Source organism: Halobacillus sp. 12SKB, assembly GCF_052941655.1.
In genome coordinates, this window is the sequence record NZ_JBRFWR010000001.1 from 2,626,669 (window position 1) to 2,648,266 (window position 21,598).

The 21,598-nt window shown below is 44.2% G+C and carries 24 protein-coding genes; 21 read left to right on the plus strand and 3 right to left on the minus strand.

Features of this window, described 5'->3' with window-relative positions; genetic code table 11:
* Positions 1-73: 73 nt before the first annotated feature.
* The 6 genes from ACQ4XT_RS12790 to ACQ4XT_RS12815 all read left to right on the plus strand — a co-directional run bounded on the left by ACQ4XT_RS12790 (position 74) and on the right by ACQ4XT_RS12815 (position 5,138).
* Positions 74-829: a polysaccharide deacetylase family protein gene (locus ACQ4XT_RS12790; RefSeq protein ID WP_446853984.1), complete on the plus strand. Its 756-nt coding sequence runs from the start codon at positions 74-76 to the stop codon at positions 827-829.
* 210 nt (positions 830-1,039) lie between these two features.
* Positions 1,040-2,305, plus strand: a complete 1,266-nt coding sequence (locus tag ACQ4XT_RS12795) for an ammonium transporter (RefSeq protein ID WP_446853985.1) — start codon at positions 1,040-1,042, stop codon at positions 2,303-2,305.
* A gap of 26 nt (positions 2,306-2,331) precedes the next feature.
* Positions 2,332-3,297 carry a DUF294 nucleotidyltransferase-like domain-containing protein gene (locus tag ACQ4XT_RS12800; RefSeq protein ID WP_446853986.1) on the plus strand — a complete coding sequence of 322 codons (966 nt, stop codon included), beginning with the start codon at positions 2,332-2,334 and terminating at the stop codon, positions 3,295-3,297.
* On the plus strand, positions 3,294-4,016 hold the full coding sequence (locus ACQ4XT_RS12805) for an exonuclease domain-containing protein (RefSeq protein WP_446853987.1): 723 nt from the start codon (positions 3,294-3,296) through the stop codon (positions 4,014-4,016). The genes ACQ4XT_RS12800 and ACQ4XT_RS12805 overlap by 4 nt, the downstream gene beginning before the upstream one ends.
* A 64-nt stretch (positions 4,017-4,080) precedes the next feature.
* Positions 4,081-4,446, plus strand: coding sequence for a hypothetical protein (locus tag ACQ4XT_RS12810; RefSeq protein WP_446855756.1), 366 nt, complete (start codon positions 4,081-4,083; stop codon positions 4,444-4,446).
* Entirely contained in the window at positions 4,338-5,138 is an 801-nt protein-coding gene (locus ACQ4XT_RS12815; RefSeq protein ID WP_446855672.1) for a PLL family lectin, read from the plus strand. The genes ACQ4XT_RS12810 and ACQ4XT_RS12815 overlap by 109 nt, the downstream gene beginning before the upstream one ends.
* A gap of 46 nt (positions 5,139-5,184) precedes the next feature.
* Here ACQ4XT_RS12815 and ACQ4XT_RS12820 read toward each other — a convergent pair whose 3' ends face one another.
* Positions 5,185-5,322: a hypothetical protein gene (locus ACQ4XT_RS12820; RefSeq protein ID WP_167356029.1), complete on the minus strand. Its 138-nt coding sequence runs from the start codon at positions 5,320-5,322 to the stop codon at positions 5,185-5,187.
* A gap of 124 nt (positions 5,323-5,446) precedes the next feature.
* On the opposite strand from ACQ4XT_RS12820, the gene ACQ4XT_RS12825 reads away from it, so the two are divergent.
* From ACQ4XT_RS12825 to ACQ4XT_RS12840, 4 genes are all read left to right on the plus strand, one after another.
* Positions 5,447-5,641 carry a hypothetical protein gene (locus ACQ4XT_RS12825; protein ID WP_446853988.1) on the plus strand — a complete coding sequence of 65 codons (195 nt, stop codon included), beginning with the start codon at positions 5,447-5,449 and terminating at the stop codon, positions 5,639-5,641.
* A gap of 573 nt (positions 5,642-6,214) precedes the next feature.
* Positions 6,215-6,691: an HIT family protein gene (locus ACQ4XT_RS12830; RefSeq protein ID WP_446853989.1), complete on the plus strand. Its 477-nt coding sequence runs from the start codon at positions 6,215-6,217 to the stop codon at positions 6,689-6,691.
* Positions 6,684-7,145 carry a hypothetical protein gene (locus ACQ4XT_RS12835; RefSeq protein WP_446853990.1) on the plus strand — a complete coding sequence of 154 codons (462 nt, stop codon included), beginning with the start codon at positions 6,684-6,686 and terminating at the stop codon, positions 7,143-7,145. The genes ACQ4XT_RS12830 and ACQ4XT_RS12835 overlap by 8 nt, the downstream gene beginning before the upstream one ends.
* 146 nt (positions 7,146-7,291) lie before the next feature.
* On the plus strand, positions 7,292-7,558 hold the full coding sequence (locus ACQ4XT_RS12840) for a hypothetical protein (protein WP_446853991.1): 267 nt from the start codon (positions 7,292-7,294) through the stop codon (positions 7,556-7,558).
* Between the two features lie 55 nt (positions 7,559-7,613).
* On the opposite strand, the gene ACQ4XT_RS12845 is transcribed toward ACQ4XT_RS12840, so the two are convergent.
* Positions 7,614-8,612 (minus strand): LLM class flavin-dependent oxidoreductase, encoded by a 999-nt coding sequence (locus ACQ4XT_RS12845; RefSeq protein ID WP_446853992.1) that lies wholly within the window; start codon positions 8,610-8,612, stop codon positions 7,614-7,616.
* Positions 8,613-8,775: 163 nt separating this feature from the next.
* Between ACQ4XT_RS12845 and ACQ4XT_RS12850 the strand changes: the two genes are divergently transcribed.
* The 5 genes from ACQ4XT_RS12850 (at position 8,776) to ACQ4XT_RS12870 (ending at position 12,223) form a co-directional block, all read left to right on the plus strand.
* Positions 8,776-9,258, plus strand: coding sequence for a hypothetical protein (locus tag ACQ4XT_RS12850; protein WP_446853993.1), 483 nt, complete (start codon positions 8,776-8,778; stop codon positions 9,256-9,258).
* A gap of 329 nt (positions 9,259-9,587) precedes the next feature.
* The gene (locus ACQ4XT_RS12855) at positions 9,588-10,280 is read left to right on the plus strand and encodes a DUF1538 domain-containing protein (RefSeq protein ID WP_446853994.1); all 693 of its coding nucleotides are present in this window, start codon (positions 9,588-9,590) and stop codon (positions 10,278-10,280) included.
* Positions 10,277-11,047, plus strand: a complete 771-nt coding sequence (locus ACQ4XT_RS12860; protein WP_446853995.1) for a DUF1538 domain-containing protein — start codon at positions 10,277-10,279, stop codon at positions 11,045-11,047. Before ACQ4XT_RS12855 ends, ACQ4XT_RS12860 begins: the two co-directional genes overlap by 4 nt.
* Positions 11,001-11,729 (plus strand): P-II family nitrogen regulator, encoded by a 729-nt coding sequence (locus ACQ4XT_RS12865; protein WP_446853996.1) that lies wholly within the window; start codon positions 11,001-11,003, stop codon positions 11,727-11,729. Before ACQ4XT_RS12860 ends, ACQ4XT_RS12865 begins: the two co-directional genes overlap by 47 nt.
* Positions 11,730-11,827: 98 nt before the next feature.
* Positions 11,828-12,223: a hypothetical protein gene (locus tag ACQ4XT_RS12870; protein WP_446853997.1), complete on the plus strand. Its 396-nt coding sequence runs from the start codon at positions 11,828-11,830 to the stop codon at positions 12,221-12,223.
* 35 nt (positions 12,224-12,258) lie between these two features.
* Here ACQ4XT_RS12870 and ACQ4XT_RS12875 read toward each other — a convergent pair whose 3' ends face one another.
* Entirely contained in the window at positions 12,259-12,444 is a 186-nt protein-coding gene (locus tag ACQ4XT_RS12875; RefSeq protein ID WP_446853998.1) for a hypothetical protein, read from the minus strand.
* 321 nt (positions 12,445-12,765) lie between these two features.
* Between ACQ4XT_RS12875 and ACQ4XT_RS12880 the strand changes: the two genes are divergently transcribed.
* The 6 genes from ACQ4XT_RS12880 (at position 12,766) to ACQ4XT_RS12905 (ending at position 21,535) form a co-directional block, all read left to right on the plus strand.
* A complete protein-coding gene (locus ACQ4XT_RS12880; RefSeq protein ID WP_446853999.1) occupies positions 12,766-14,046 on the plus strand; it encodes an ABC transporter substrate-binding protein in 1,281 nt (426 codons plus the stop codon).
* 114 nt (positions 14,047-14,160) lie between these two features.
* Positions 14,161-15,069 (plus strand): carbohydrate ABC transporter permease, encoded by a 909-nt coding sequence (locus tag ACQ4XT_RS12885; RefSeq protein ID WP_446855673.1) that lies wholly within the window; start codon positions 14,161-14,163, stop codon positions 15,067-15,069.
* On the plus strand, positions 15,066-15,899 hold the full coding sequence (locus ACQ4XT_RS12890; RefSeq protein WP_446854000.1) for a carbohydrate ABC transporter permease: 834 nt from the start codon (positions 15,066-15,068) through the stop codon (positions 15,897-15,899). Before ACQ4XT_RS12885 ends, ACQ4XT_RS12890 begins: the two co-directional genes overlap by 4 nt.
* An 80-nt stretch (positions 15,900-15,979) precedes the next feature.
* Positions 15,980-16,993: a LacI family DNA-binding transcriptional regulator gene (locus ACQ4XT_RS12895; protein ID WP_446854001.1), complete on the plus strand. Its 1,014-nt coding sequence runs from the start codon at positions 15,980-15,982 to the stop codon at positions 16,991-16,993.
* Positions 16,994-17,023: 30 nt separating this feature from the next.
* A complete protein-coding gene (locus ACQ4XT_RS12900) occupies positions 17,024-18,370 on the plus strand; it encodes a GH1 family beta-glucosidase (protein ID WP_446854002.1) in 1,347 nt (448 codons plus the stop codon).
* 201 nt (positions 18,371-18,571) lie between these two features.
* On the plus strand, positions 18,572-21,535 hold the full coding sequence (locus ACQ4XT_RS12905; protein ID WP_446854003.1) for a carbohydrate binding domain-containing protein: 2,964 nt from the start codon (positions 18,572-18,574) through the stop codon (positions 21,533-21,535).
* The last annotated feature ends 63 nt before the right edge of the window (positions 21,536-21,598 follow it).

Here is a 21,598-nt window from a genome sequence, read left to right on the forward strand (position 1 = left end):
ACTTTCCGTTTTTTAGTCGGGATAAGAGAGCTTTTTACCCACAAACTAATTAAAAAGGAAAGGGGGGGCTCACTTGAAAAAATCCACCCTGTATCTTTTAATGCTGGTCATTGTTTTTCAAACGAACATTGTAAGCGTTTCCGCAGAAAATCATCCTAGGAATTATTATGAGGAGCAAGGGACGGCGATTTGGGACGTACCCATTTCATCAAAGTATATAGCCATCACTTTTGATGATGGTCCAAGCTCAGAGTACACGCCGGAAATTTTGGATATTTTACAAGAGCATAACGCGAAAGCCACTTTTTTTGTAGTAGGATCAAGAGCTCAGGAGAATCCGTCCATCATCAAGTCTATGGTGAAAAGTGGTCACGAGCTTGCCAACCACAGTTTTCATCATCCTGACTTTACAGGTATTACGAAAGAAGAGCTGATCCATGAAATGGACAACACCTCAGAAGTTCTTGAAAGTTTGACAGGAGCGCCGCCGAGGTTATTCCGTCCTCCCGGAGGTGTCTATAACGATATTATCGTCAATACGGCCAATGAAGAAGGTTATATGGTGGTTATGTGGTCGTGGCATCAAGATACAAGAGACTGGAAAAGCCCCGGCGTCCATAATATCGTAAAAACCGTTTTAAATAATATGAGGAATGGGGATATTGTGCTTTTTCACGACTTTGGAGGCGATCGTTCACAGACGATTGAAGCATTAAAACAGATTCTCCCTAAACTAAAAGAGGAAGGCTATCAATTCGTTACTGTCTCGGAACTACTTCAAAAGCATACAAAATATAACCTCCTGCATGGAGTCAATGGTGTAGAATAATTCTAGATCCCAAACGACTGGGATCTTTTTTTTTGTGATTTAAAAATGTAAAAAAAGACTGAGGTGAAGGCTTTTTTAGCATCTTAGAAATTTCCATTCATATTCTATGTTAAGAAACCTGACATTTATAGTTGTGTAAATATTGCGACTTTGATACAATGCTTAATAACATAAGATGTTATAAAATCTAACATAAGGGGAGTTAAGAGAATGGACGCTACTTTTTTGATGAATAATCTTTGGATCATCGTCTGTACGATCCTGGTTTTATTGATGCAAGGGGGCTTCATACTATTAGAAGCTGGTTCGACACGGATGAAAAATGCAGGGCATATTGCAGGGAAGACGGTTTTTACTGTCGGTATTGTTTCTGTGGTATTCTGGGCATTAGGATATGGACTGATTTACGGTGAGGGTAATGCATTTATTGGCTTTTCTAATTTCTTTTACGGGGATGCAACGACCATGGGTGAGGGCTTGGCTGGTTCCACAGACTTCTTGTTCCAGCTTGCGTTTGCAGCTATTGCGATGACGATCGCTTTCGGTGGTTTTGCTGAGAGGGCAAAACTTGTCGCCTACGTGATTTTCGCCATTTTATTCTCTATTCTTGTTTATCCTGTTATTGCTCACTGGATCTGGGGCGGCGGCTGGTTAGGTGAACACGGAAAACAGGACTTCGCTGGTTCAACAGTTGTCCACTTGACAGGTGCCATGGCGGCTTTAGCGGCAACAATTATTCTGAAGCCTCGTATTGGAAAATACAACAAAGATGGTTCTTCTAATGAAATTGCGGGACATAACCAGGTCTTTACAGCATTAGGTGTCCTCCTCTTGTGGGTCGGCTGGTTCGGATTTAATGCAGGAAGTACCTTTGGGGTAGCGGATGCATTCTTTGGTTACGTAGCTCTGAACACCCAGTTGGCAGCTGGTGCTGGTGCGATCGGCGCGATGCTGATGGTGTGGGCAGTGACAGGGAAAGCAGATGTACCGACAACGTTGAATGGTGCACTTGCGGGTCTTGTCGCGATTACAGCTTCTTGTGCTTTCGTAGAACCATGGGCAGCCGTTTTGATTGGTTTGATTGGTGGTGGAATTGTATTCTTCAGCATGCGTTTCTTTGATAAAAGGAGAATTGATGATCCGATTTTCGCACTCTCTGTCCACGGTGTCGTAGGTGTATGGGGGACGTTATCCAATGGTTTGTTTGCAACACCAGAACTTGCTTCTGTGGGGCGACCAGGCTTGTTTTACGGTGGTGGATTGGAACAGCTATGGGTGCAGACGCTCGGAGTTGTGAGTAGTGGGTTGTATGCATTCATCGTTTCATTCATCATTTTGAAGATCATGGATAAAGCAATGGGTGGTCTTCGTGTATCTGAAGAGGAAGAAATCATGGGTCTTGACTTAAGTGAACACGGCGGTTATGGATACCCGGAAAATTTGACACCTCCGCAAAAGACAAAATCAGGAGCGTAAAGACATAATCATAAAGGATGGAATGAATGTTTAAGACATATGAGGAACTCAGAGGATGGCGGGAAGACATGATTGAATCTGTAAGCAAAGATCATTTCCAGTTGAACGCCTTTCACGACCAATTAATCCATCACACTTTCCATCTGGCAAAAGAAAAGGTTGAACGTGAGCAGGGGCCTCCTCCTGCTCCTTTTGCATTTTTTCTAATGGGGAGTGCCGGAAGATATGAGCAGTCATTATGGAGTGATCAAGATCATGGAATTCTGTTTGATGGGGATGAGAAGCATCAGGACTATTACTTATCGCTGGGAGAAGAGATCAGAGAAGGAATGGCCATTGTCGGTTACGAACGGTGTGAAGGGAATGTGATGGCTTCCAATCCTTTATGGTGTCAATCCGTGGAAGTGTTCACGCTGCAAATTTCAAAGTGGTTGAAAGAAGCAGAGTGGCAGTCACTGCGGCATTTTCTCATTTTTTTTGACTCAAGAGTATTGGTGGGCGAAGCAGAACTGTTGCGTAACGTCAAAGAAACTTCTTTTGCAGTGATTCATGAAGAACCGGAGCTTTTGACGAGGTTGATGGATAATGTCAATTATGTAAAAAAAGGCGTGGGGGTTTTCGGTCAATTGCTTCCGGATTACAGTGGAGAGAAAAAAGGTCATTTCAATCTGAAGCAAACGGTTTATTTTCCATACATTAATGCTTTAAGGATCCTGTCTCTTTTTCAGCATGTCGCAAGTTCTTCAACGTTATCAAGATTTGAAGAGCTGCGTTCACTCTATCCTTCTCTTTCTGAATATGAGAAGGGTTTCCGGCAGTTTCTTCAGCAGCGATTAGAACTGAAAAAAGATGCTGAAAATTATCACCATGTCCACGTGATCAAAGTGGAACAGTTGTCGAAAGAGGAAAAACAGCAATTGAAAAAGCAGGTCAAAAGGGCTCAAAAACTACATCAAATGGCGAAAACCATCATTAAAGAGGGTCGGACATGAACCCTTTTGTACAATTTGTGAAGGATTTGTCCGGAAAAATCGGCGGTGGACTTTCTTCATTGAATCAGAATGATCCATCGAATATGGCCTATTTAAGGAACCTGGAAAGAGAGATGAAGAATGAGAACACGCTGGATCTTCCTTTTGAGGATTTGAATATTACGGTTTTCGATTTGGAAACGACCGGTTTTTACCCATACAGTGGCGACCAGATTTTATCCATAGGGGCTGTGAAGGTGAAAGGGGATCAAATAGTCGATAGCCGAACATTTTATACGTTGGTCGGAACAGATGCTGTGCCATCTAATGAGGTTGCCGACTTAACGGGGATTACAAAGGAAATGATTGAAGAGGCACCACCTCTCCGCGATGCTTTGAAGAGCTTTTATAATTATGTAAAAGCGGATGTGCTCGTCGCGCATCATGCGAATCATGAAAAACAGTTCATGAATCATGCGACATGGATCGCTTTGAGGAAAAGGTTCCAACATAGAATTGTCGATACAGCCTTTTTGACGAAGATTCTCCAAAACGAGCAAGTGCTCACGACGTTAGATGAATGTTGTGAGTATTATGGGATTGATATAAAAGAACGTCACCATGCGCTTTATGATAGTTTGGCAACTGCTGAATTATGGGTGGTCTGTATAAATGAATTAAAGAAAGAGGGAATAACAAACTTGAGCGAAATCTATGCACGAATTGCTACGATGGAATGAGTATTCATCCCCTTTCATGTATTTCAATTTTTCAGCATAAAATGATAGGACACCATGAAGGGGGATGGCAGCATCATGTATCCATATGCACCTTATCATTATGGTTATGGTGGACCGCCGGATTCTTATGGAAATAGGGGTTATCCTATGGAAGGTAATGCCTTTTATCCATACGTTTCTTATCCACAGGGCTACTACGGGCAACCAGCATACCAACCTTATCCTTATCAGGGCAATCGGGCATTCGGTCAATGGAGGGACAACTGGAAGAGATGGGAAGACCTCGGATCACCTCCGAGAGGATTTAGAGGATCACCATGTGTGGCCTCATGGCAGGCGAATCGGTTGGATTGCTTTGTCAGAGGAAGTGATAACCGTCTCTGGCACAAATGGTGGGATGGCTCAACCTGGCGGGACTGGGAAGACCTAGGCGCCCCGCGTGGAGGGGTGAGAAGCTCACCTGGGGCCGTATCGTGGGGTCCGAACCGAATTGATTGTTTTGTCAGGGGAAGAAATGATCGGATGTGGCATAAATGGTGGGACGGTTCCAGATGGAGGGAGTGGGAAGATCTAGGCTCGCCACCTCCCGGATTTGATGGATCACCAGCTGTATCCTCCTGGGAGAGGAATCGCCTGGACTGTTTTGTCCAAGGAGATGACAACAATCTTTGGCATAAATGGTGGGATGGTTCCCGGTGGCGAGAGTGGGAAAACCTCGGTGCGCCAAGAGGGGGTGTCCGGAGTTCTCCGGCGGCTGTATCCTGGGGTCCGAACCGGATTGATTGCTTTGTCCGGGGACGAAATGATGTCATGTGGCATAAGTGGTGGAACGGAACGCGCTGGAGTGATTGGGAGGATTTGGGATCGCCAAGAGGTGGATTTGATGGTGCCCCTGGTGTTTCCTCCTGGGCGCAAAACCGGCTGGATTGTTTTGTCAGAGGTGATAATAATCAGCTCTGGCATAAATGGTGGGACGGTCGGCGGTGGAGAAATTGGGAGAACCTTGGCGCTCCAAGAGGAGGCGTACGTTCCTCGCCATCTGCTGTCTCGTGGGGAAGAAACAGGATTGACTGCTTCGTGCGCGGGGCGAATGATCATATGTGGCACAAGTGGTATTCATAATACATCAAGCAAAAACCTGAGGAACATTCCTCAGGTTTTTACAGTTTTATTCATTCGCTCCAGGCCCTTGCTTGGGGCGGTTCTTATTGGTGCGGTGACCGACTTCTTCTTCAATCGGCAGGCTTTCTTTCGGTGTTTTGTTATTCGTTTTCGCTGCGTTCATTTGTGACGTTCTCTTTCCCATCAACATCTACCTCCTCTTATGGGCATAGTTTGTATATAATGAAGAGAGGTAAAACGAGGAAATTTTTTCATCCATGAAACCTTCAATCGCTAAGAACCGTAGTGTGGATTAGGAGGTGGCCCGATTGAGTCAATGGTTGAAAAGTAAGAAGCAGGTGTTGAAACGGCGGAGGCAGGAATCTGAGAAGTTCAATGTTCTTGAAGTATTGTTTGAACTATTGCTTTGGTTACCTGAGTTGATCCTTTTCCCGATTCGAGTGGCCATTTGGTTATTGAAAGGGCTAGGAAGGTTAATCGGTCTCATAGCCGATATCAATTAATCCTTCTTCCGTAAAAGGTGTTAATCATCAGTTATTAAAATAGATGGCAGGATTCTTTAGGCTCAGTTTCGAGAGTTTTAGGGGTTCGGTGCCCGGGTTGAGCGTCGGAGATGGCTGGGAAGCAGCTTTCTCTCCTGTGGGGGAGTGGCGAGCTTCCTCTGGCGGTCTAAAGCACTAAGGGGTCTCGCTATCTCCTTTCTCACACGGGAGTCTCACAGCATCCCAACCACCCCTTTCGATGTAGGAGGGAAATGACCCCCTTCACTGTGGAAGAAAGCCCTCCATTATTCTAATGTCATAAGCATAAAGTGCTCTATACCAAGCTTTCCGCATGAAGAATAGCGTCCTTAGGAGTTCATTCCCTTCCAATTCCCATTTGCTTATATGCAGCATATTCCAAAGGTGGTTTCTAGATACTTCTATGGCAAAGGGGCGGAGGGGGGTGGCGAGACTCCCGAGGAAAGCGAGTCATCCCCCGCATCCCCAACCCACCGCACAAACATATCGAAACTGAGTCTTCAATAATGAGGAGTTTATACAATATAAACAGAAAAAACGAAAAGAGGGAAGGGCATGCGTACGATTACATTATCGAATGGAGACACGGTGGAAGTAGACTGTCTCAGTTGTGCTTTGACCAGTGGCAAAATCGAACCTGAAGGGGGAGTGATTGCAGAAACAGCACATTTCCACGCACATCAGGATGTCGCTTATCCAATTAGAGGGCTGGTTATTGTGGCTTCCAAAAGGCACATCAAAGGCCTGGATGAGTTGACAGAAGAAGAACAGCACGATTACATCACGTTCATCACAAAGATCAGAAAGGCGCAAAGGGAAGTTTTAGGGATTGAGCATGTATATTATTTTTGTAACGAGGATACGACTCACCATTTCCATTTATGGATGGTACCCCGTTACGACTGGATGTATGAATTTGGCCGCTCGGTGGAATCTGTTCGTCCTGTTTTGCTTTATGCGAGGAATAATGCATGGGATCGGGCAAAAGTTTTAGAAGGTATTCGCTTGTTAAAAGAGGTGCTGAATGAATAGGGTAATCCTCCTTATGTTCTTGTCCGGGCTTCTTTTTTTAAACATAACGGCTTATGCTGCCAGCCCATTTGTCATCAGCGAAGAAGGGGCAGCGGGTTATTATTATCAAGTTACCAAAGCTGATTATACATACACATGGTTGATTGAAGGGAAAGACAGAATGTTGACTGTTATCGAAACAAAAGCCAATGAAAAAGCCTTGGAGTCCTTTCGGTACGGTGTAGAAAATGCGAACAGTCATCTGTCTACCCTCTGGATTACAGGCGTGTTTTTTGTCATCGTCTTAATCTTCACCATTTACCTATTTGATAAGCAAAGGCATATGGTTAAGGGATCTTTACCTGTCATCATCCCAGCTTTGTGTATTCCGATTTACATATTGTTTAGAACTTTCATCGAATTGAACCAGGCGTTGTATGAAACGGAGATATACTTTCAAGCGCTTTTAACCTAGGAGGAACGGTGTGTTGTTCTTTAGTATCAGCTCTGTGCTGAATATATTATTGAAGACTACGAAAAAAAGAAATTGGGCTGTATCGGCTCTTTTGAGTATGACATTAGCCCTGTTTCTGGGAGGATTAATAGGAGGTTGAAGGGAACATGGAATGGAGAAGTGAAGCAGGGTCACGTCTACGAATTTTAACGGTCCTACGATTTATTTTTGGAGGGCTTGTATTAAGTTTAAGCGGTTATGGTATATGGACAGAGGATTTTCGGGTTTTGCCATTCATGATGTTGATGTTAGGTTTTTTGATGTTTGTTATAGGAATGGGTGAAATCGAAAAAGGTAGAGGAGCTTATTCGATTCTTCATTTCCTTACCGCTACAGGCATCTTTGTCTTTCTGTTTTATACATATATCATATAATAGGAAGTCCCTCTGGATCACAGAGGGACTTTTTTAAAGAAGAATGCTTTCGCAATCAATCTTTTATTAACTCAGATATGATTTCATAGGAGCGCAAACGTGCGCTGTGGTCGTAGATTTGTGAAATGACCATCAGTTCGTCAGCCTCTGTTTCTGCCTGGAATTTCTTGAGTTTTTCTCTCACTGTCTCTTTACTTCCGATAATAGAAGCGCCGAGCTGCTGTCTTAGAGCAGCTTTCTCTTGTGCTGTCCATACTTCGTCCATGTCATCAACCGGTGGCTGGAGCAAATGATTCGTATTTCGTACGAGATTCAGGAATTGTTGCTGCAAGGACGTCGCCAATCTTTCAGCTTCTTCATCCGTATCTGCTGCAATAACATTGACACCTACCATGACGTAGGGTTCATCAAGCACATCGGAAGGCTGGAAACTGGAACGATACAAATTCAATGCACCACGCGTATTGTTTGGTGAAAAGTGGCTTGCAAATGAAAACGGCAGTCCGAGTTGACCTGCAAGTTGTGCGCTGAATCCACTAGAACCGAGGAGCCAAACCGGAATGTCCAGTCCTTCTCCTGGAATCGCGCGAATATGGTGATCTCCGGCAAAATAGCCTCTTAACTCATCTAACATCGCAGGAAACTCATTGGGATCAGAGTCCAAGTTTCTCCGTAAAGCCCGAGCTGTCATTCCGTCCGTTCCTGGAGCACGCCCGAGACCTAGATCCACACGTCCGGGAAACAGAGTTTCCAGTGTACCGAATTGTTCTGCGACAACGAGTGGAGCGTGATTTGGAAGCATCACTCCGCCTGAGCCGACTCGGATGGAGTCCGTATTGTGCAGCACATGACTGATGGCAACAGATGTTGCGGAACTTGCGATAAACGGCATGTTATGGTGTTCGGCCATCCAGTATCTTGTGAATCCCCATTTTTCAACATGTTGAGCAAGGTCCACCGTATTTCGGAAAGAATCCGCCGGCGTTCCACCCTCAATCACAGGGGCAAGGTCGAGGACCGAGAATTTAGTATTTGCTAATCCTTTTACAGACATAGGATACCCTCTTTTCTATTTCACTTTATAATAGATGGGCATGATTTGATCACCCTTCTCTTCTATAACAACACTTATCATATCAGCTGTATTTCGTGTCTCAAAATAATTTGTTTGAAACTTATTCCAGATATAGACGTCTATTATCAAAAGGAGGGAGACGATGCGGGTATTGGTTACACTCTGTTGTTTACTTTTCCCATTTTTCTATTTATCTACAACGGCTTCAGCCACATCATGGGCTTACCCTTTCGTTGTCTATGATGGTTTCATTTATGTGGTTGAAGAAGAAGCGGCAGAAGTGAAAGTGGAAGAGAGGATTGGCGAAGTGACCGCTTATTCGGATATGCACCAGGATGAAGGGAATTTCTCCAATGTTTTTGAAAAAGGAACGGATTATTATAAAATTGCCGGCCGTCCCACCACAGAAGTGATTGCTGTTGAGATGCGTGAGGGCGTGTTTAGAAAAGCAGAACGAGAAGCTGCTTACACCTACGTGGGTGAAGGACAGGAAGCGACGGGCTCTTTTATGGAAAAAGGAAAGCCTGGGGAGCGAAACGACCTCATCTTTGGCACGGTCGTACTTGTGAGCTTTCTCGCCTTCGTCGCTGGTACGCTCTATTTTTTTCAACGTAAAGGGACGTGAGGATGCGAAGCCGGCATGTAAGTATGCCGAACCCCATGAAGGAGGGAAACTTTGCTGAAAAAATTGAAGGATTTATTTTCAAGGAAGTCTTGTGCCATCTGTAAGAAAAAGCCCGTGGACCCGAAGCAATATTTCAATGACGAGGGAGTTCCAGTGCTCGTTTGCAGGTCATGTGTTCCTTATGCTGAACGGAGGGCTATGAGAAAAAGGTAAGTCTATTGATCTTTATCATGATTGCATGTTTTTGATGATATAATGAATACAGAAAAACTTTTTAGAAACGGAACATCTATGGACCAGCTCCTCAACTTTTTCCTAGGAGGCTTTAGATGGACAATATTAAAGAGACGTTTCTTGAAGTCGTCCTCTCCATTCTCCCCATCACGATCGTCATTACCATCCTTCAATTCACTTTAGTCTGGCTTCCGTTGGACATGTTCCTGCAATTCATTATCGGCGCAGGAATGGTCGGGGCCGGCTTAGTGTTGTTTTTGCTCGGAGTCAATATCGGGTTGTTACCCATAGGGGAAATGATCGGTTCTGCCTTGTCTAAAACGAAGAGAGTCTGGCTGATCATTTTTTTCGGATTTCTCCTGGGTCTTGTAGTGACCATAGCAGAACCTGATGTCCGTGTACTTTCCTCTCAGGTGGATCAGGTCTCTGGTGGACAGATACCGATGGATATTCTTATCCTTTCCGTTGCGATCGGGGTAGGTGTGTTTGTCGCTCTGGCTATGTTCCGGATCATCTTCAGTATCAACATCGTTTACTTGCTTGCAGGAGGATATGCGCTAGTGTTTCTCCTGGCGGCCTTTACACCAAGTGTTTTCGTCCCGATCTCCTTTGATGCAGGTGGAGTCACCACGGGGCCTTTGACCGTACCATTCATTCTTTCACTCGGCGTCGGTGTGTCTTCGGTTATGCGTGGCAAAACTTCATCGGGTGATGGATTTGGACTTGTTGCTTTGGCATCGATCGGCCCGATTTTATCGGTTCTCCTTTTAGGGGTGATTTATGGGTGAATATTAAAATTTTCGATGGTTTCTGGCACGTCCTGTTTGATGTCGCGACAGCACTCATTCCACTATTCTTCTTATTCCTTCTCTTTCAACTTGCCTTTCTTAAGCTCCCATGGAAAAAGTTGCAGGACATCCTTGTTGGTTTCTTTTTGACATATGCAGGTCTGTCATTGTTTTTGCAAGGGGTTCATATCGGTTTCCTGCCCGTCGGAAGCATGATGGGGGAGAAACTGGGAACGATTGAACACACGTGGCTGCTTGTCCCTATCGGTTTTGTCCTCGGTTTTGTTGCCATTTACGCAGAGCCTGCAGTCAGTGTGTTGACCCACCAGGTTGAAAAAGTCTCCGGTGGATATATCCCGCAGAAATTATTGCTCTATACACTTTCGTTTGGCGTCGGCCTTTCCATCGCTTTGTCCATGGTGCGTATTTTAATCGGAATCCCTATTTGGTATTTTGTGGTCCCTGGTTATCTGTTCGCCTTGGTCATCGTTCGGTTTTCCAATAAAACATTCACATCGGTCGCCTTTGACTCTGGAGGAGTAGCTACAGGCCCGATGACCGCCACTTTTATACTGAGTCTATTTGTAGGCATTGCCTCTGTCACAGAAGGACGCGATCCGCTCCTGGACGGGTTTGGAATGGTGGCTCTCGTCGCTTTGGCCCCGATTATTTCTGTACTTACATTAGGCGTGATCTACAGGAGAAAGGAGCAGGAACAGTATGACAAAGAACAAATTCGGACAAAAGCTCATAGTAACGATCGTTAAAAAAGAAAAAGCAAAAAAAGTCGTACATGCCTCAACTCTTGCAGGCGCCCAGGGAGGAACGACTCTTTTTGGGAAAGGCTTCAGAATGGATGAAAAGAAGCGTTTTCTTGGCATACCTGTAGAAAGGGAGCGGGAAGTCATTTTAACTCTTGTATCCCATTCTATTTATGAGTCGGTCATGGAAGCAATCATCCAAGCAGCAAAACTGAACCGCCCGAGGCAGGGCATAGGATTTGTCATCGACACGAAAAATATCAGCGGGATCAATCATATGATCGGCCTTGGACTTGAACCAGAACAAAACGCAGGTGAGGATGTGAGGCAGGTGGAGAAGCAGAAACTGGACTATGATCTAATTGTGACGATTGTCAACAAAGGGGATGCGGAAAAAGTCGTAGATGCTTCTAAAGAAGCGGGAGCAGAGGGCGGTACCATCATCACAGGACGTGGGACAGGAATACATGAAAAGGCGAAGCTCTTTAATATATTAATCGAACCTGAAAAAGAAGTCGTGCTGACATTAATAGTGAAGGAAAAGTGTGATAGAGTCCTGCGTGCGATTGAACGAGGAGCAAGACTCGATGAGCCGGGGCGTGGGATTGCCTTTGTATTGGATGTTGAACGAACGGTAGGGATCAATCATCTATTGAATCAACAATGGAGTGAAGAAATGAAGGAGTAAGAGCATCTATATTGGAACAAAGAGGAAAGGGAGACTGGAGAATGAGAAGTCACCTTTTCGAATGATTCATAGAGTTTATGGCATAAGGGGGAGAAAAGTTGAGGAAGTTTCTCATTTTTATGTTTGGAGTGTTTGTCCTTCTTGCCGGATGCAGTTCAGAAAAAGTAAAGTTGATGGATGAAATATCCTCGGGGGTGGAAGGACGCTATAGTGTCCTGGCCTTTAAAAGTGAAAAGGATTCTGCTGAAACGTTCCAAAACGAAATCAATGAAAGGTTCAGTGACCCCGAAGTCTGGGAGACCAGGCTCTACTCATTTAATGTTCTAAAAAGCGTACCGGATCAACCCTATGATTATAAGAAGTTTTTGAATATTGAAGAACTACCTCAATTCATCGTTTTAGACACGAAGGAGATTGTTTTTAGGACTTCCCATATTGAGGAATTAGAAAGGTTCTTGCTGGGTGAGGGCGACCATTCATCTCATGAGCATTAAAAACGGAAGCTGAAGAGCTTCCGTTTTTTGTGGCTTTAAAAAGGTTTCGTATGTTTAGGATCGGCTGCTTTTTTGGCGGCACCTTGGTTATAATACATTTCTTCGTAAGCTTCTTTGTTTTCATTAGTCATATTGACATGAGGCTGTGCTTTTCTTCTTCGGGCGAAGTAGATGGAGAGAGCAATCAATACGATTGGGATCAACAGTAAGAGCCATAACATGTTTTCGTTCCTCCTCAATGTTTTTGGCTTACAGTAATCTCTATTCCCTTTTTATCCGCTTTCATGTTGTTTATGACAAGAAATCCTTCTAAGGAACTGCTCCCTGTAATAAACGAAATAAATCCTTCATATGAAAATTAAGGAAACCGGTTTACTAAAAAACGAATATAATTGTGAAAAAATTTAAAAAAACCGTTGAAAACGGATACATTTGTCGATATAATCAAGCTAACCTAATAAATCAATTGATTTTTTTTGAACATCAACGAAACCGGTTTCGTTGATGAGGGGGAAGAGAAATTAGGCAGGAATACGAAAGGAATGGTGAATGTGAAAAAGAATTTATTTGTCGTTATGTTGTTGGTCTTATCGATGTTCCTTTATGCATGTAGTAGTGGCGATGAAGAATCAGCTTCAGGGGAAGGCAAAGTCACTCTTGATTTCTGGGTTTTCGGTGCTACCAACTATGAAGATTTAGCGAAAGAATATGAAAAAGAAAATCCGAATGTCAAAATCAATATCAAAAACTCTGAGCTTGGCGATCACCACGATAGTTTGTTCACATCGATTTCAGCTGGAACAGGCGCACCGGATTTGACGATGATCGAGGTTGACCAGTTGGACCGATACCGCGAAGCGCAGGATCGTTTTGTTAACTTGTACGACTTAGGTGCAGATGAGATTCAGGATCAATACTTAGATTGGAAATGGCAAATGGCTGAAAATGGCGAAGGTGATTTCTTGTTCGGTTTACCGACAGACATAGGTCCGAAAGCAATGTACTTCCACACAGAAGTATTCGAAGAAGCTGGACTGCCGACAGATCCTGATAAAGTCAGTGAAATGATTTCAACTCCTGATCAATTTGCAGATGCAGCGACAACTGTTTTAGATAAAACAGGTAAGCCGATGGTGGACAGTATGGAAATGGCGTTCCGTGCAAACATGGATGCTCTTGAAGTCAGCTACTTCAACCGTGATGGTGAACTGTTGATCGGTGAAGCTGATAATGGAGTAAAAGAAGCTTATGACTACGCGGTTGAACTTCATAATAAAGGTGTCGTAGGATCATTCGAAATGTGGACACCTGAGTGGGCGAATGCGTTGAACCAGGGTGGATTTGCGGTAGAAATGGCACCGGCTTGGTTGAAAGGTTACATGACTGAAAACGCTCCAGAAGGCGCAGGTAAGTGGAGAGTAACAACACTTCCGACAGACTTCGCCGGAAACTGGGGAGGTTCTTACGTAGCGATTCCTTCTGAAACGAAACATAGTGAAGAAGCGTACAAGTTCGCTAAATGGATGCTTTCTCCTGAAAACCAACTAGAATCCTTCGTAGAAAGTGGTTTGTTCCCTTCTGCTCCAGAGGTTTACGAAATGGAAGAATTCGTGAATAACTCTGATGAGTATTTCGGCGGACAGAACACAGCTGCTTACTTTGCAGAAGCGGCAAAAGAAATTCCTGAAGTTTACAAAGGACCAAAATACGTAACGGTAAACAATGAAGTATTGACAGCTCTAAGAAATGTTCAAGAAGGCGCAGATCCCCAAAAAGAATGGGAAGCGGCCGTTGAACGTATTGAAGGTTTAGTGAAACGCTAAATGTTTTAAGGGCTGGATGGGATCCATCCGGCCTTCCTACATAAAGGAGGGAATCATGTGGAGAATGTACAAAAACGTCAGCAAGCCTCAAAAGTGAAAAAATCCACTACCCAAATGTCTGAAAAGAAAAAAGATATGCTGTCAGGATATTTATATATTGCACCCTTTTTCATCATTTTTGGCATTATAGGTCTTTATCCAGCGGTTTTTAGTATCGTATTGGCCTTCCAGGATTGGAATGGACTTGGAGAGATGGACTTCGTAGGGTTGAACAATTTTGTTGTCGTCCTTCAGGATCCTTTGTTTTGGAAATCTCTGTATAACACCGTCATCATCGGCTTGATGGGGACAGCTCCCCAATTGATCGTCGGAATCATCCTTGCCTACTTCCTGAACATGGCCGTCATCCGTTTCACGAACTTTTTCCGTGTAACGATCTTCATGCCATACATTACATCGATGGTTGCGGTTGCTTTAGTGTTCGGTGTGTTCTTCAGTAGTAGTGAAACAGCTCTGGCTAACTATGTGATCGGTCTATTCGGACTGGATCCTGTCAGTTGGAAAACATCCGAGTGGGGAGCAAAAATTGCGATTTCCTTAATGGTTTTCTGGAGATGGGTCGGATATAACACGATCATCTACTTAGCAGGTTTGCAAAGTATTCCGAAAGACTTGTATGAAGCAGCAACCATCGACGGTGCTGGCAAGGTTCAGCAATTCCTTCACATTACCATCCCCATGCTGAAACCATTCATCATCCTGACGGTCTTCATGTCTACTGTAGGAGCCCTGCAATTGTTCGCTGAACCAGCGGTATTCTTAGGTTCTTCCGCTTTCAACCGCGATGAAGCAATGACTGTCGTTATGTATCTTTATCGTGACGCCTTCAACTTAGGTTCATTTGGTACAGCTTCAGCCACAGCAGTATTATTACTTATTATCATCGTCAGTGCAGCCGCCTTGAATACGTGGTTGACTTCCGGTGTCGGTCGTAAGCAGAAAAGGAGGGCGTTTAAGAAATGAGAAAATCTAAAGGATTGAAAAAAGGGACGCTTCCCGTTTACATCGTCTTATGGATCGCCTCCATTTTATCCATTTTTCCATTCTATTGGATGTTCGTCATGGCGACCAGGCCGAGTGCTGCTTACAATTCGATTCCGCCGACACTCCTGCCGGGTGATCAACTTGTCCAAAACTTCATGAAAGTCCTGGATACGATTCCATTCTTTCAGGCCATGTGGAATACGATCCTCTTATGTACCACGGTAACCATCGCGGTATTATTGATCAGCTCGTTGGCTGGATTCGCCTTTGCGAAATTCCAGTTCCCAGGTAAAAACTTTTTCTTCATCCTGATTCTATTGACCATGGTCATCCCTCCTCAGCTGGGATTGATTCCACAGTTCTACTTAGTTTCCCAGTTAGGATGGTTGGATACGTTACTTGGTGCTGGAGTCCTGTTCTTGTTGAATCCGTTGGGCATCTTCTTAATGCGCCAATACATCAGTGAATCTGTTCCGGATGAGTTGATGGAAGCAGCGAAACTTGATGGCTGTTCGAACTTCAGAATTTTCCGGAGCATCGTGCTTCCGATCATCAAGCCAGCCTTTGCAACATTGGGAATCATCGTGTTCACGCTTGTATGGGGAGAATTTTTATGGCAGTTTACCGTATTGCGTGACCCGGCGTCCTACACTTTACAAGTAGCGCTCGCATCATTGAACAATGCGTTCCGTGTTGACTTTGGTATGCTGCTTTCAGGTGTCTTCTGGGCAACTGTTCCACTCATTATCATCTTCCTGATTTTCAATCGCTGGTTCATTTCAAGTATTACAGAAGGGTCAATCAAGTAAATCTATGCCATCCTCTATGAATTGTTGATACAATAGATGGTAATCACAGAGCGGCTAGCTTTTTAAGGAGAGAACAAGATATGGATTTAACAATACGTGACATAGCAAAAATGGCAGGTGTTTCTCCAGCCACTGTTTCTAAGATCATCAACAATTATGGAGGCATCAGTGAATCGACGCGGAAGAAAGTCTATAAGATTATCGAAGATACAAAATATCAACCTAAGTTTTCAGCCAAATCTTTGGCTACAAAAAAATCGAATCTGATCGGCTTGATTTATGCCGGTAAGATCAACGTTGATTTTACCCACCCCTTTTTCAATGAAGTCGTCAATTCATTTAAGAGAGCCGTAGGAGCTTTAGGTTATGACTTGCTGTTGTTCTCAAATGAAAAATTTTATAAAGGGGAAAGCAAGTACCTGGAAAGGTGTAAGCATTTCCACGTTGATGGATGCCTTGTCATCGCTGGTGATGAAATCGAAGAGGCTGTGAATGATATTGCAAAAAGTGAGATTCCCTGCATCGGAATTGACTTGAAGCTTGAGGGTCCGAGATCTAGCTACATTATGACAGATAACGCAAAAATCGGAGCGAAAGTCGTCGAGTATCTGTATTTGAATAAAGTCCGCAACATCGCCTACATCGGTGGGAAACAAGATTCCCTCGTTTCAAGCATCCGGAATATCGGCTTTATTGATGCGATGAATCAATTCGGACTCACGATCAACAAGGACTGGATCTATTATGGTGATTTTTTCGAAGAAAGTGGATATGAAGGGATGAAGGAAATTCTGAAGGGGGACCGGCTTCCTGAAGCGGTTTTCGCAGCTTCCGATATGATGGCCCTCGGGGCATTAAAGGCGATGAAGGAAGAAGGATTGTCTGTTCCTGAAGATATCCAATTGATCGGTTGCGATGATATCGAAGCTTGCCGGTACAGTGATCCACCACTGACGACTGTAAAGCAAGACAAACAAAAACTAGGAAAACTAGCAGCGTATATGCTTGAAGACTTAATTAAGGACGATCACGACATCCATGATGTCAAAGTGGACCCGGAACTGGTCCCACGAGCATCTACCAAAGAACGCTAGACTCCTAAAGATTAACTGGAGGTAAAGGCAATGACAACGATTCAATTTCCTGACAAATTAAAATGGGGGGCAGCAACAGCTTCCTACCAGATTGAAGGAGCCGCAAACGAAGGGGGACGCACCGCATCCATTTGGGACGTGTTCTCCCACACCCCTGGCAATGTGAAGAACGGAGATCATGGCGATCACGCGTGTAACAGTTATCATATGTACAAAGAAGATGTGCAGCACTTGAAGGAGCTCGGAGTTGATTTGTACCGCTTTTCTATTTCGTGGTCCCGCGTCATTCCAGATGGGACAGGTGATTTGAACCCAGAAGGTGTCGAGTACTATCGTAACCTGATCGAAGAGCTGATTGATAACGGAATTGAACCGATGATTACGCTCTATCACTGGGATCTTCCACAAGTCCTCCAGGAAAAAGGTGGATGGGAGAATCGCGAAACGACAGAGGCGTTCCTGGCGTATGCGAATGCGTTGTTCCAGGAGTTCGGCGGCCAGGTTAAAAAATGGCTGACGATCAATGAACCTTGGTGTGCATCCTTCTTATCCAACTATCTAGGCATCCACGCACCTGGAAAAACGAGCTTGCAAGCGGCGGTAGATGTTTCACATCACCTGTTGCTCGCTCACGGAAAAGCGGTCCAGTCGTTCCGTACACTCGTTCCGGATGGAGAAATCGGATATGCCCCGAACGTTGGCTGGCTTGAGCCATACAGCCCGAAACAAGAAGATATTGATGCGTGCAAGCGAGGCATGATGTGGCAGAAGGAATGGTTTATGGACCCCGTGTTCAAAGGTACATATCCAGAAACTTTGGTGAAATTGTTTGCTGAACACAACGCGACCTTGAACATGGAAGAGGGCGACCTTGAGATCATTTCTGAACCGATCGATATGATGGGAATCAACTACTATACAGGAAGTCTCGGCCGCTACAAGGAAGACGGCGGATTGTTCCAGGTAGAAGAGATTGCACTCGATGAACGCCGTACAGATATTGATTGGCCGATTTACGGGGAAGGTTTTTACAAAACCCTTACAGATCTTCATCAAACTTATGGGGATGTCCCGATTTACATTACGGAAAATGGCGCTTGCTATAACCATGAAGTAGGAGAAGATGGGAAGGTACACGACAAAGAGCGCGTGGATTACCTGAAGCAGCACTTGACCGCTCTAAACCGAGCAATGGAAGCGGGCGTACCGATCGTCGGTTATATCGTCTGGTCACTTCTTGATAATTTCGAATGGGCGGAAGGTTATGAGAAAAGGTTCGGGATCATTCATGTGAACTTCGAGACGTTCGAGCGTACGAGAAAAGATAGTTACTACTGGTTCAAAGAAACAGTGGAAAATCACAGCTTCGAAAGATAAAATTTTTTAACCATTATGGAAACCGGTTTCGTTATGGGGGATTGGAAAAGGAGGGAGTGAATCCCTCCTTTATCTGTTTCCTTGATGTATTTTCTACATGATCGATATGAAATTGGCAACCAGCGTTTATTATAACTAAACAATAAAGTCAGCTTAGAGGATAACCACACCTAGTTTTTTAACAAAAAAGGAGGAGACGGATTGAAGAAAGCTATGTATTATTTTATGGTGCTGTTTATCGTTTTAGGAAGTTTCACGCCTGTTCATGCTAAAAAGTCAGAAAGCAAACAGGTAACTGGACAGAACTGGTATGAAGCGGGACTGTTCGAAGGATTAAACAATAAGAAAAATGAAAACGCCTCCATGAGTTATGGAGAGTATGCCGTTGTATTAAGTCATTGGTTTGGCGTGGATAAGGAAGAGGCTGTTCAAAAAACAAAAGAAGCAGCGGGCTCTGATATCAACCTACGTTCTGCCATAAAGCAGGAGGAAGCGAAGAACGTTTTAACTGAATTTCTTCCTTATCAACTGGAAGAAAAACTGGATGCTTGGAACGATTCCAGTAAGCCGGTGAAACGTATAGGCGTCCTTCAGTTAGTGAGTGGATTTGTGGATGCTTACTACCATGAAGAAGGAGAATACACAGGACAGGACATCAAAGGCAATGGGTGGATCAATGCCTCTGGTGTAACGATCACGGATTCTACTTTCGATGGTGATTTAATCATTGCCAACGGAGAAAACATCCTTTTGGAAAATGTAAACGTTTCCGGAACGGTTTATATCAATGAAGGGATTCAAAATGAAGTGTCTACGGTGGATGCTGATTTAAACACTGTGGTCGTTTACGATGCAGCTGAACAAGCTTCGGATTGGTCGCTCGTCTGGAACGATGAATTTTTAGCAGAAGAGATCGATTCAGACAAGTGGACGTATGACATTGGAAATTGGATTGTCGATGAAAACGGAGATGGTGTCGCTGCTGGCTGGGGAAACAATGAGAAAGAATATTATACGGATTCCAGCGAAAACTCCTATACCGAAGATGGTCACTTAGTCATCAAAGCGAAAAAGGAAGAAGAACCGGTTACAGATAAGTTTGGAAGCTATGATTATACATCTGCCAAACTGAAAACCAAAGGTCTCTTCAGTAAGAAGTATGGAAAATTTGAAGCGAAAATGAAACTTCCTGAAGGTCAAGGGTTCTGGCCGGCATTCTGGATGATGCCGGAGAATGATGTGTATGGACCGTGGCCGACTTCCGGAGAAATCGACATTATGGAAGCCGCTGGAGGGGACACGAGTAACATCGGAGGAACGATTCACTACGGTGAAGAATGGCCGAATAATACGTACACAGGTAAAGAGTACCACTTCCCTGAAGGAGAAGACTTTACAGACTATCATACGTATTCCGTCGAATGGGAACCAGGTGAGATTCGCTGGTACGTAGATGGAGAACTTTACCAAACCTTGAATGATTGGTTCAGTAAAGGGACAAATCAAGGAGATCAGTATGCGTATCCTGCTCCGTTTGATCAAGAGTTCTACATGATCCTGAACCTTGCCGTCGGCGGATGGTACGGTGGTGATCCAGATGAAACGACAGAATTCCCAGGCAAGATGGAAGTCGACTATGTGCGAGTATATGAATTGACAGGAAGAGATTACAGAGAGCCGGTCGAACCTGTCGTGGAAGAAGAGACACTGCCGGAAGATGCTAAGCAGCCACTAGAAGATGGGAACTTTATTTATGATCAGAATTACGAAAAAGAGATAACTGTCGTAGATTCCCCAGAAAAAACGCTCGATCCAACCTATTGGAATTTCCTTAAGCTTCCTGACTTCCAAGGGCAGGGGAATCTAACCATTGAAGATGTAGATGGAGAGAATTTTGCGAAAACGGAAATTACAAATCCGGGAAATGCGCAGTGGTCGCTGCAGCAAATCCAAAAGCTTCCGGTTCTAAAAGGACACACGTACAAGGTGTCGTTTGATGCAAAATCCAATACGACCCGGAACATCATGACAAAAATATCCGGTGGAGCCGAAAGAGGCTATGCGAATTACTCCGGTGAAAAAACGATGGGACTGACGGAGAACCTTGAGTCTTATGACTACACATTTACATTCAAACAGGATACAGATTTATTTGCGCGTCTCGAGTTCAATCTGGGTGGTAATGGAACAGCACCTGTATGGATCGGCAACGTAGGTGTGGAGGATATTACCGATCAAGTCGGAGAGGACACTTCGAAGCCGGCTTTGGGTGATGGCAACCTCATTTATAACGGGACCTTCGACCAGGGGGATATGACTCGTTTGAACTATTGGGAACTGTCCTCGAAAAATAGTGCGGATGCGAGTGTAGTCGTACCGGAATCTTCTCGAAAAGCTGAAATCACCGTTGAAGAAGAAGGTCAGCAGCCCGGAGACATTCTTTTCTCACAAGGCGGCATTCCGTTTGCAGAAAACCAGGAATATGAATTGACATTCGATGCGAATGCATCAGAATCAAGAAATATTCAAGTGGAAGTGGTCAGCGAAGATGGTTCTGTCCAGTACTTCAGTGAAGAAGCGGTTTCATTGACGAAAGAGGTGGCGGAGCATACGTTAGAATTCCAACTGCCTGAGGAGCTCTCTGGTGAAGTCGGTCAGCTGAGATTTCTTCTAGGTGGAGAAGACGGGGATGTGACGTTAGATAACATTCGTATGATTCAAACGTCCGTCATCGTGGCTCCGATCAATTTCCGAAATGGTGACTTTTCACAAGGATTGGAATCGTGGTCCCCGTATATACACTTTGATGCGAATGCGGATGTTAGCGTTGTTGATGAAGAACTGAAAATAGCGATCGAGAATGGCGGCAATGAAACTTGGAGTGTTTTAGCAGAGCAGCCAGGTCTTTCCCTTAGCAAAGGGGCTGCCTACACCTTATCTTTTGATGTTGAATCAACCTTAGCCAGGGACATAGAGGTTACTCTCGAAAACGCGGCTTATACGCGTTACCTGAGTGAGAAGGTCTCCTTAAATGAAGACATGGAACATTATGAGTTTGAGTTTGAGATGATTAAAGATGATGTTACTTCTTTGAAATTCTTGATGGGACAAGTGGCAGATGCCCATGATATTTATATCGACAATGTAAAAGTCGAAGTGAAATGAAAATAAAAGGACACGCTCTTCTTTAGAGGAGCGTGTCTTTTTTTGCGGGGAGTGAGGTGGTCT

Excerpts from the sequence above, each read along its gene's own strand:
- ACQ4XT_RS12820 (WP_167356029.1), bottom strand. The coding sequence starts at position 5,322 with ATGGGAAAGAGAACGTCACAAATGAACGCAGCGAAAACGAATAACAAA.
- ACQ4XT_RS12890 (WP_446854000.1), top strand. The coding sequence starts at position 15,066 with ATGAGAAAATCTAAAGGATTGAAAAAAGGGACGCTTCCCGTTTACATC.
- ACQ4XT_RS12845 (WP_446853992.1), bottom strand. The coding sequence starts at position 8,612 with ATGTCTGTAAAAGGATTAGCAAATACTAAATTCTCGGTCCTCGACCTT.
- ACQ4XT_RS12855 (WP_446853994.1), top strand. The coding sequence starts at position 9,588 with ATGGACAATATTAAAGAGACGTTTCTTGAAGTCGTCCTCTCCATTCTC.
- ACQ4XT_RS12900 (WP_446854002.1), top strand. The coding sequence starts at position 17,024 with ATGACAACGATTCAATTTCCTGACAAATTAAAATGGGGGGCAGCAACA.
- ACQ4XT_RS12795 (WP_446853985.1), top strand. The coding sequence starts at position 1,040 with ATGGACGCTACTTTTTTGATGAATAATCTTTGGATCATCGTCTGTACG.
- ACQ4XT_RS12875 (WP_446853998.1), bottom strand. The coding sequence starts at position 12,444 with ATGTTATGGCTCTTACTGTTGATCCCAATCGTATTGATTGCTCTCTCC.
- ACQ4XT_RS12805 (WP_446853987.1), top strand. The coding sequence starts at position 3,294 with ATGAACCCTTTTGTACAATTTGTGAAGGATTTGTCCGGAAAAATCGGC.
- ACQ4XT_RS12800 (WP_446853986.1), top strand. The coding sequence starts at position 2,332 with ATGTTTAAGACATATGAGGAACTCAGAGGATGGCGGGAAGACATGATT.
- ACQ4XT_RS12865 (WP_446853996.1), top strand. The coding sequence starts at position 11,001 with ATGACAAAGAACAAATTCGGACAAAAGCTCATAGTAACGATCGTTAAA.
- ACQ4XT_RS12840 (WP_446853991.1), top strand. The coding sequence starts at position 7,292 with ATGGAATGGAGAAGTGAAGCAGGGTCACGTCTACGAATTTTAACGGTC.
- ACQ4XT_RS12885 (WP_446855673.1), top strand. The coding sequence starts at position 14,161 with ATGTCTGAAAAGAAAAAAGATATGCTGTCAGGATATTTATATATTGCA.
- ACQ4XT_RS12835 (WP_446853990.1), top strand. The coding sequence starts at position 6,684 with ATGAATAGGGTAATCCTCCTTATGTTCTTGTCCGGGCTTCTTTTTTTA.
- ACQ4XT_RS12830 (WP_446853989.1), top strand. The coding sequence starts at position 6,215 with ATGCGTACGATTACATTATCGAATGGAGACACGGTGGAAGTAGACTGT.
- ACQ4XT_RS12810 (WP_446855756.1), top strand. The coding sequence starts at position 4,081 with ATGGCAGCATCATGTATCCATATGCACCTTATCATTATGGTTATGGTG.
- ACQ4XT_RS12880 (WP_446853999.1), top strand. The coding sequence starts at position 12,766 with ATGGTGAATGTGAAAAAGAATTTATTTGTCGTTATGTTGTTGGTCTTA.
- ACQ4XT_RS12895 (WP_446854001.1), top strand. The coding sequence starts at position 15,980 with ATGGATTTAACAATACGTGACATAGCAAAAATGGCAGGTGTTTCTCCA.
- ACQ4XT_RS12850 (WP_446853993.1), top strand. The coding sequence starts at position 8,776 with ATGCGGGTATTGGTTACACTCTGTTGTTTACTTTTCCCATTTTTCTAT.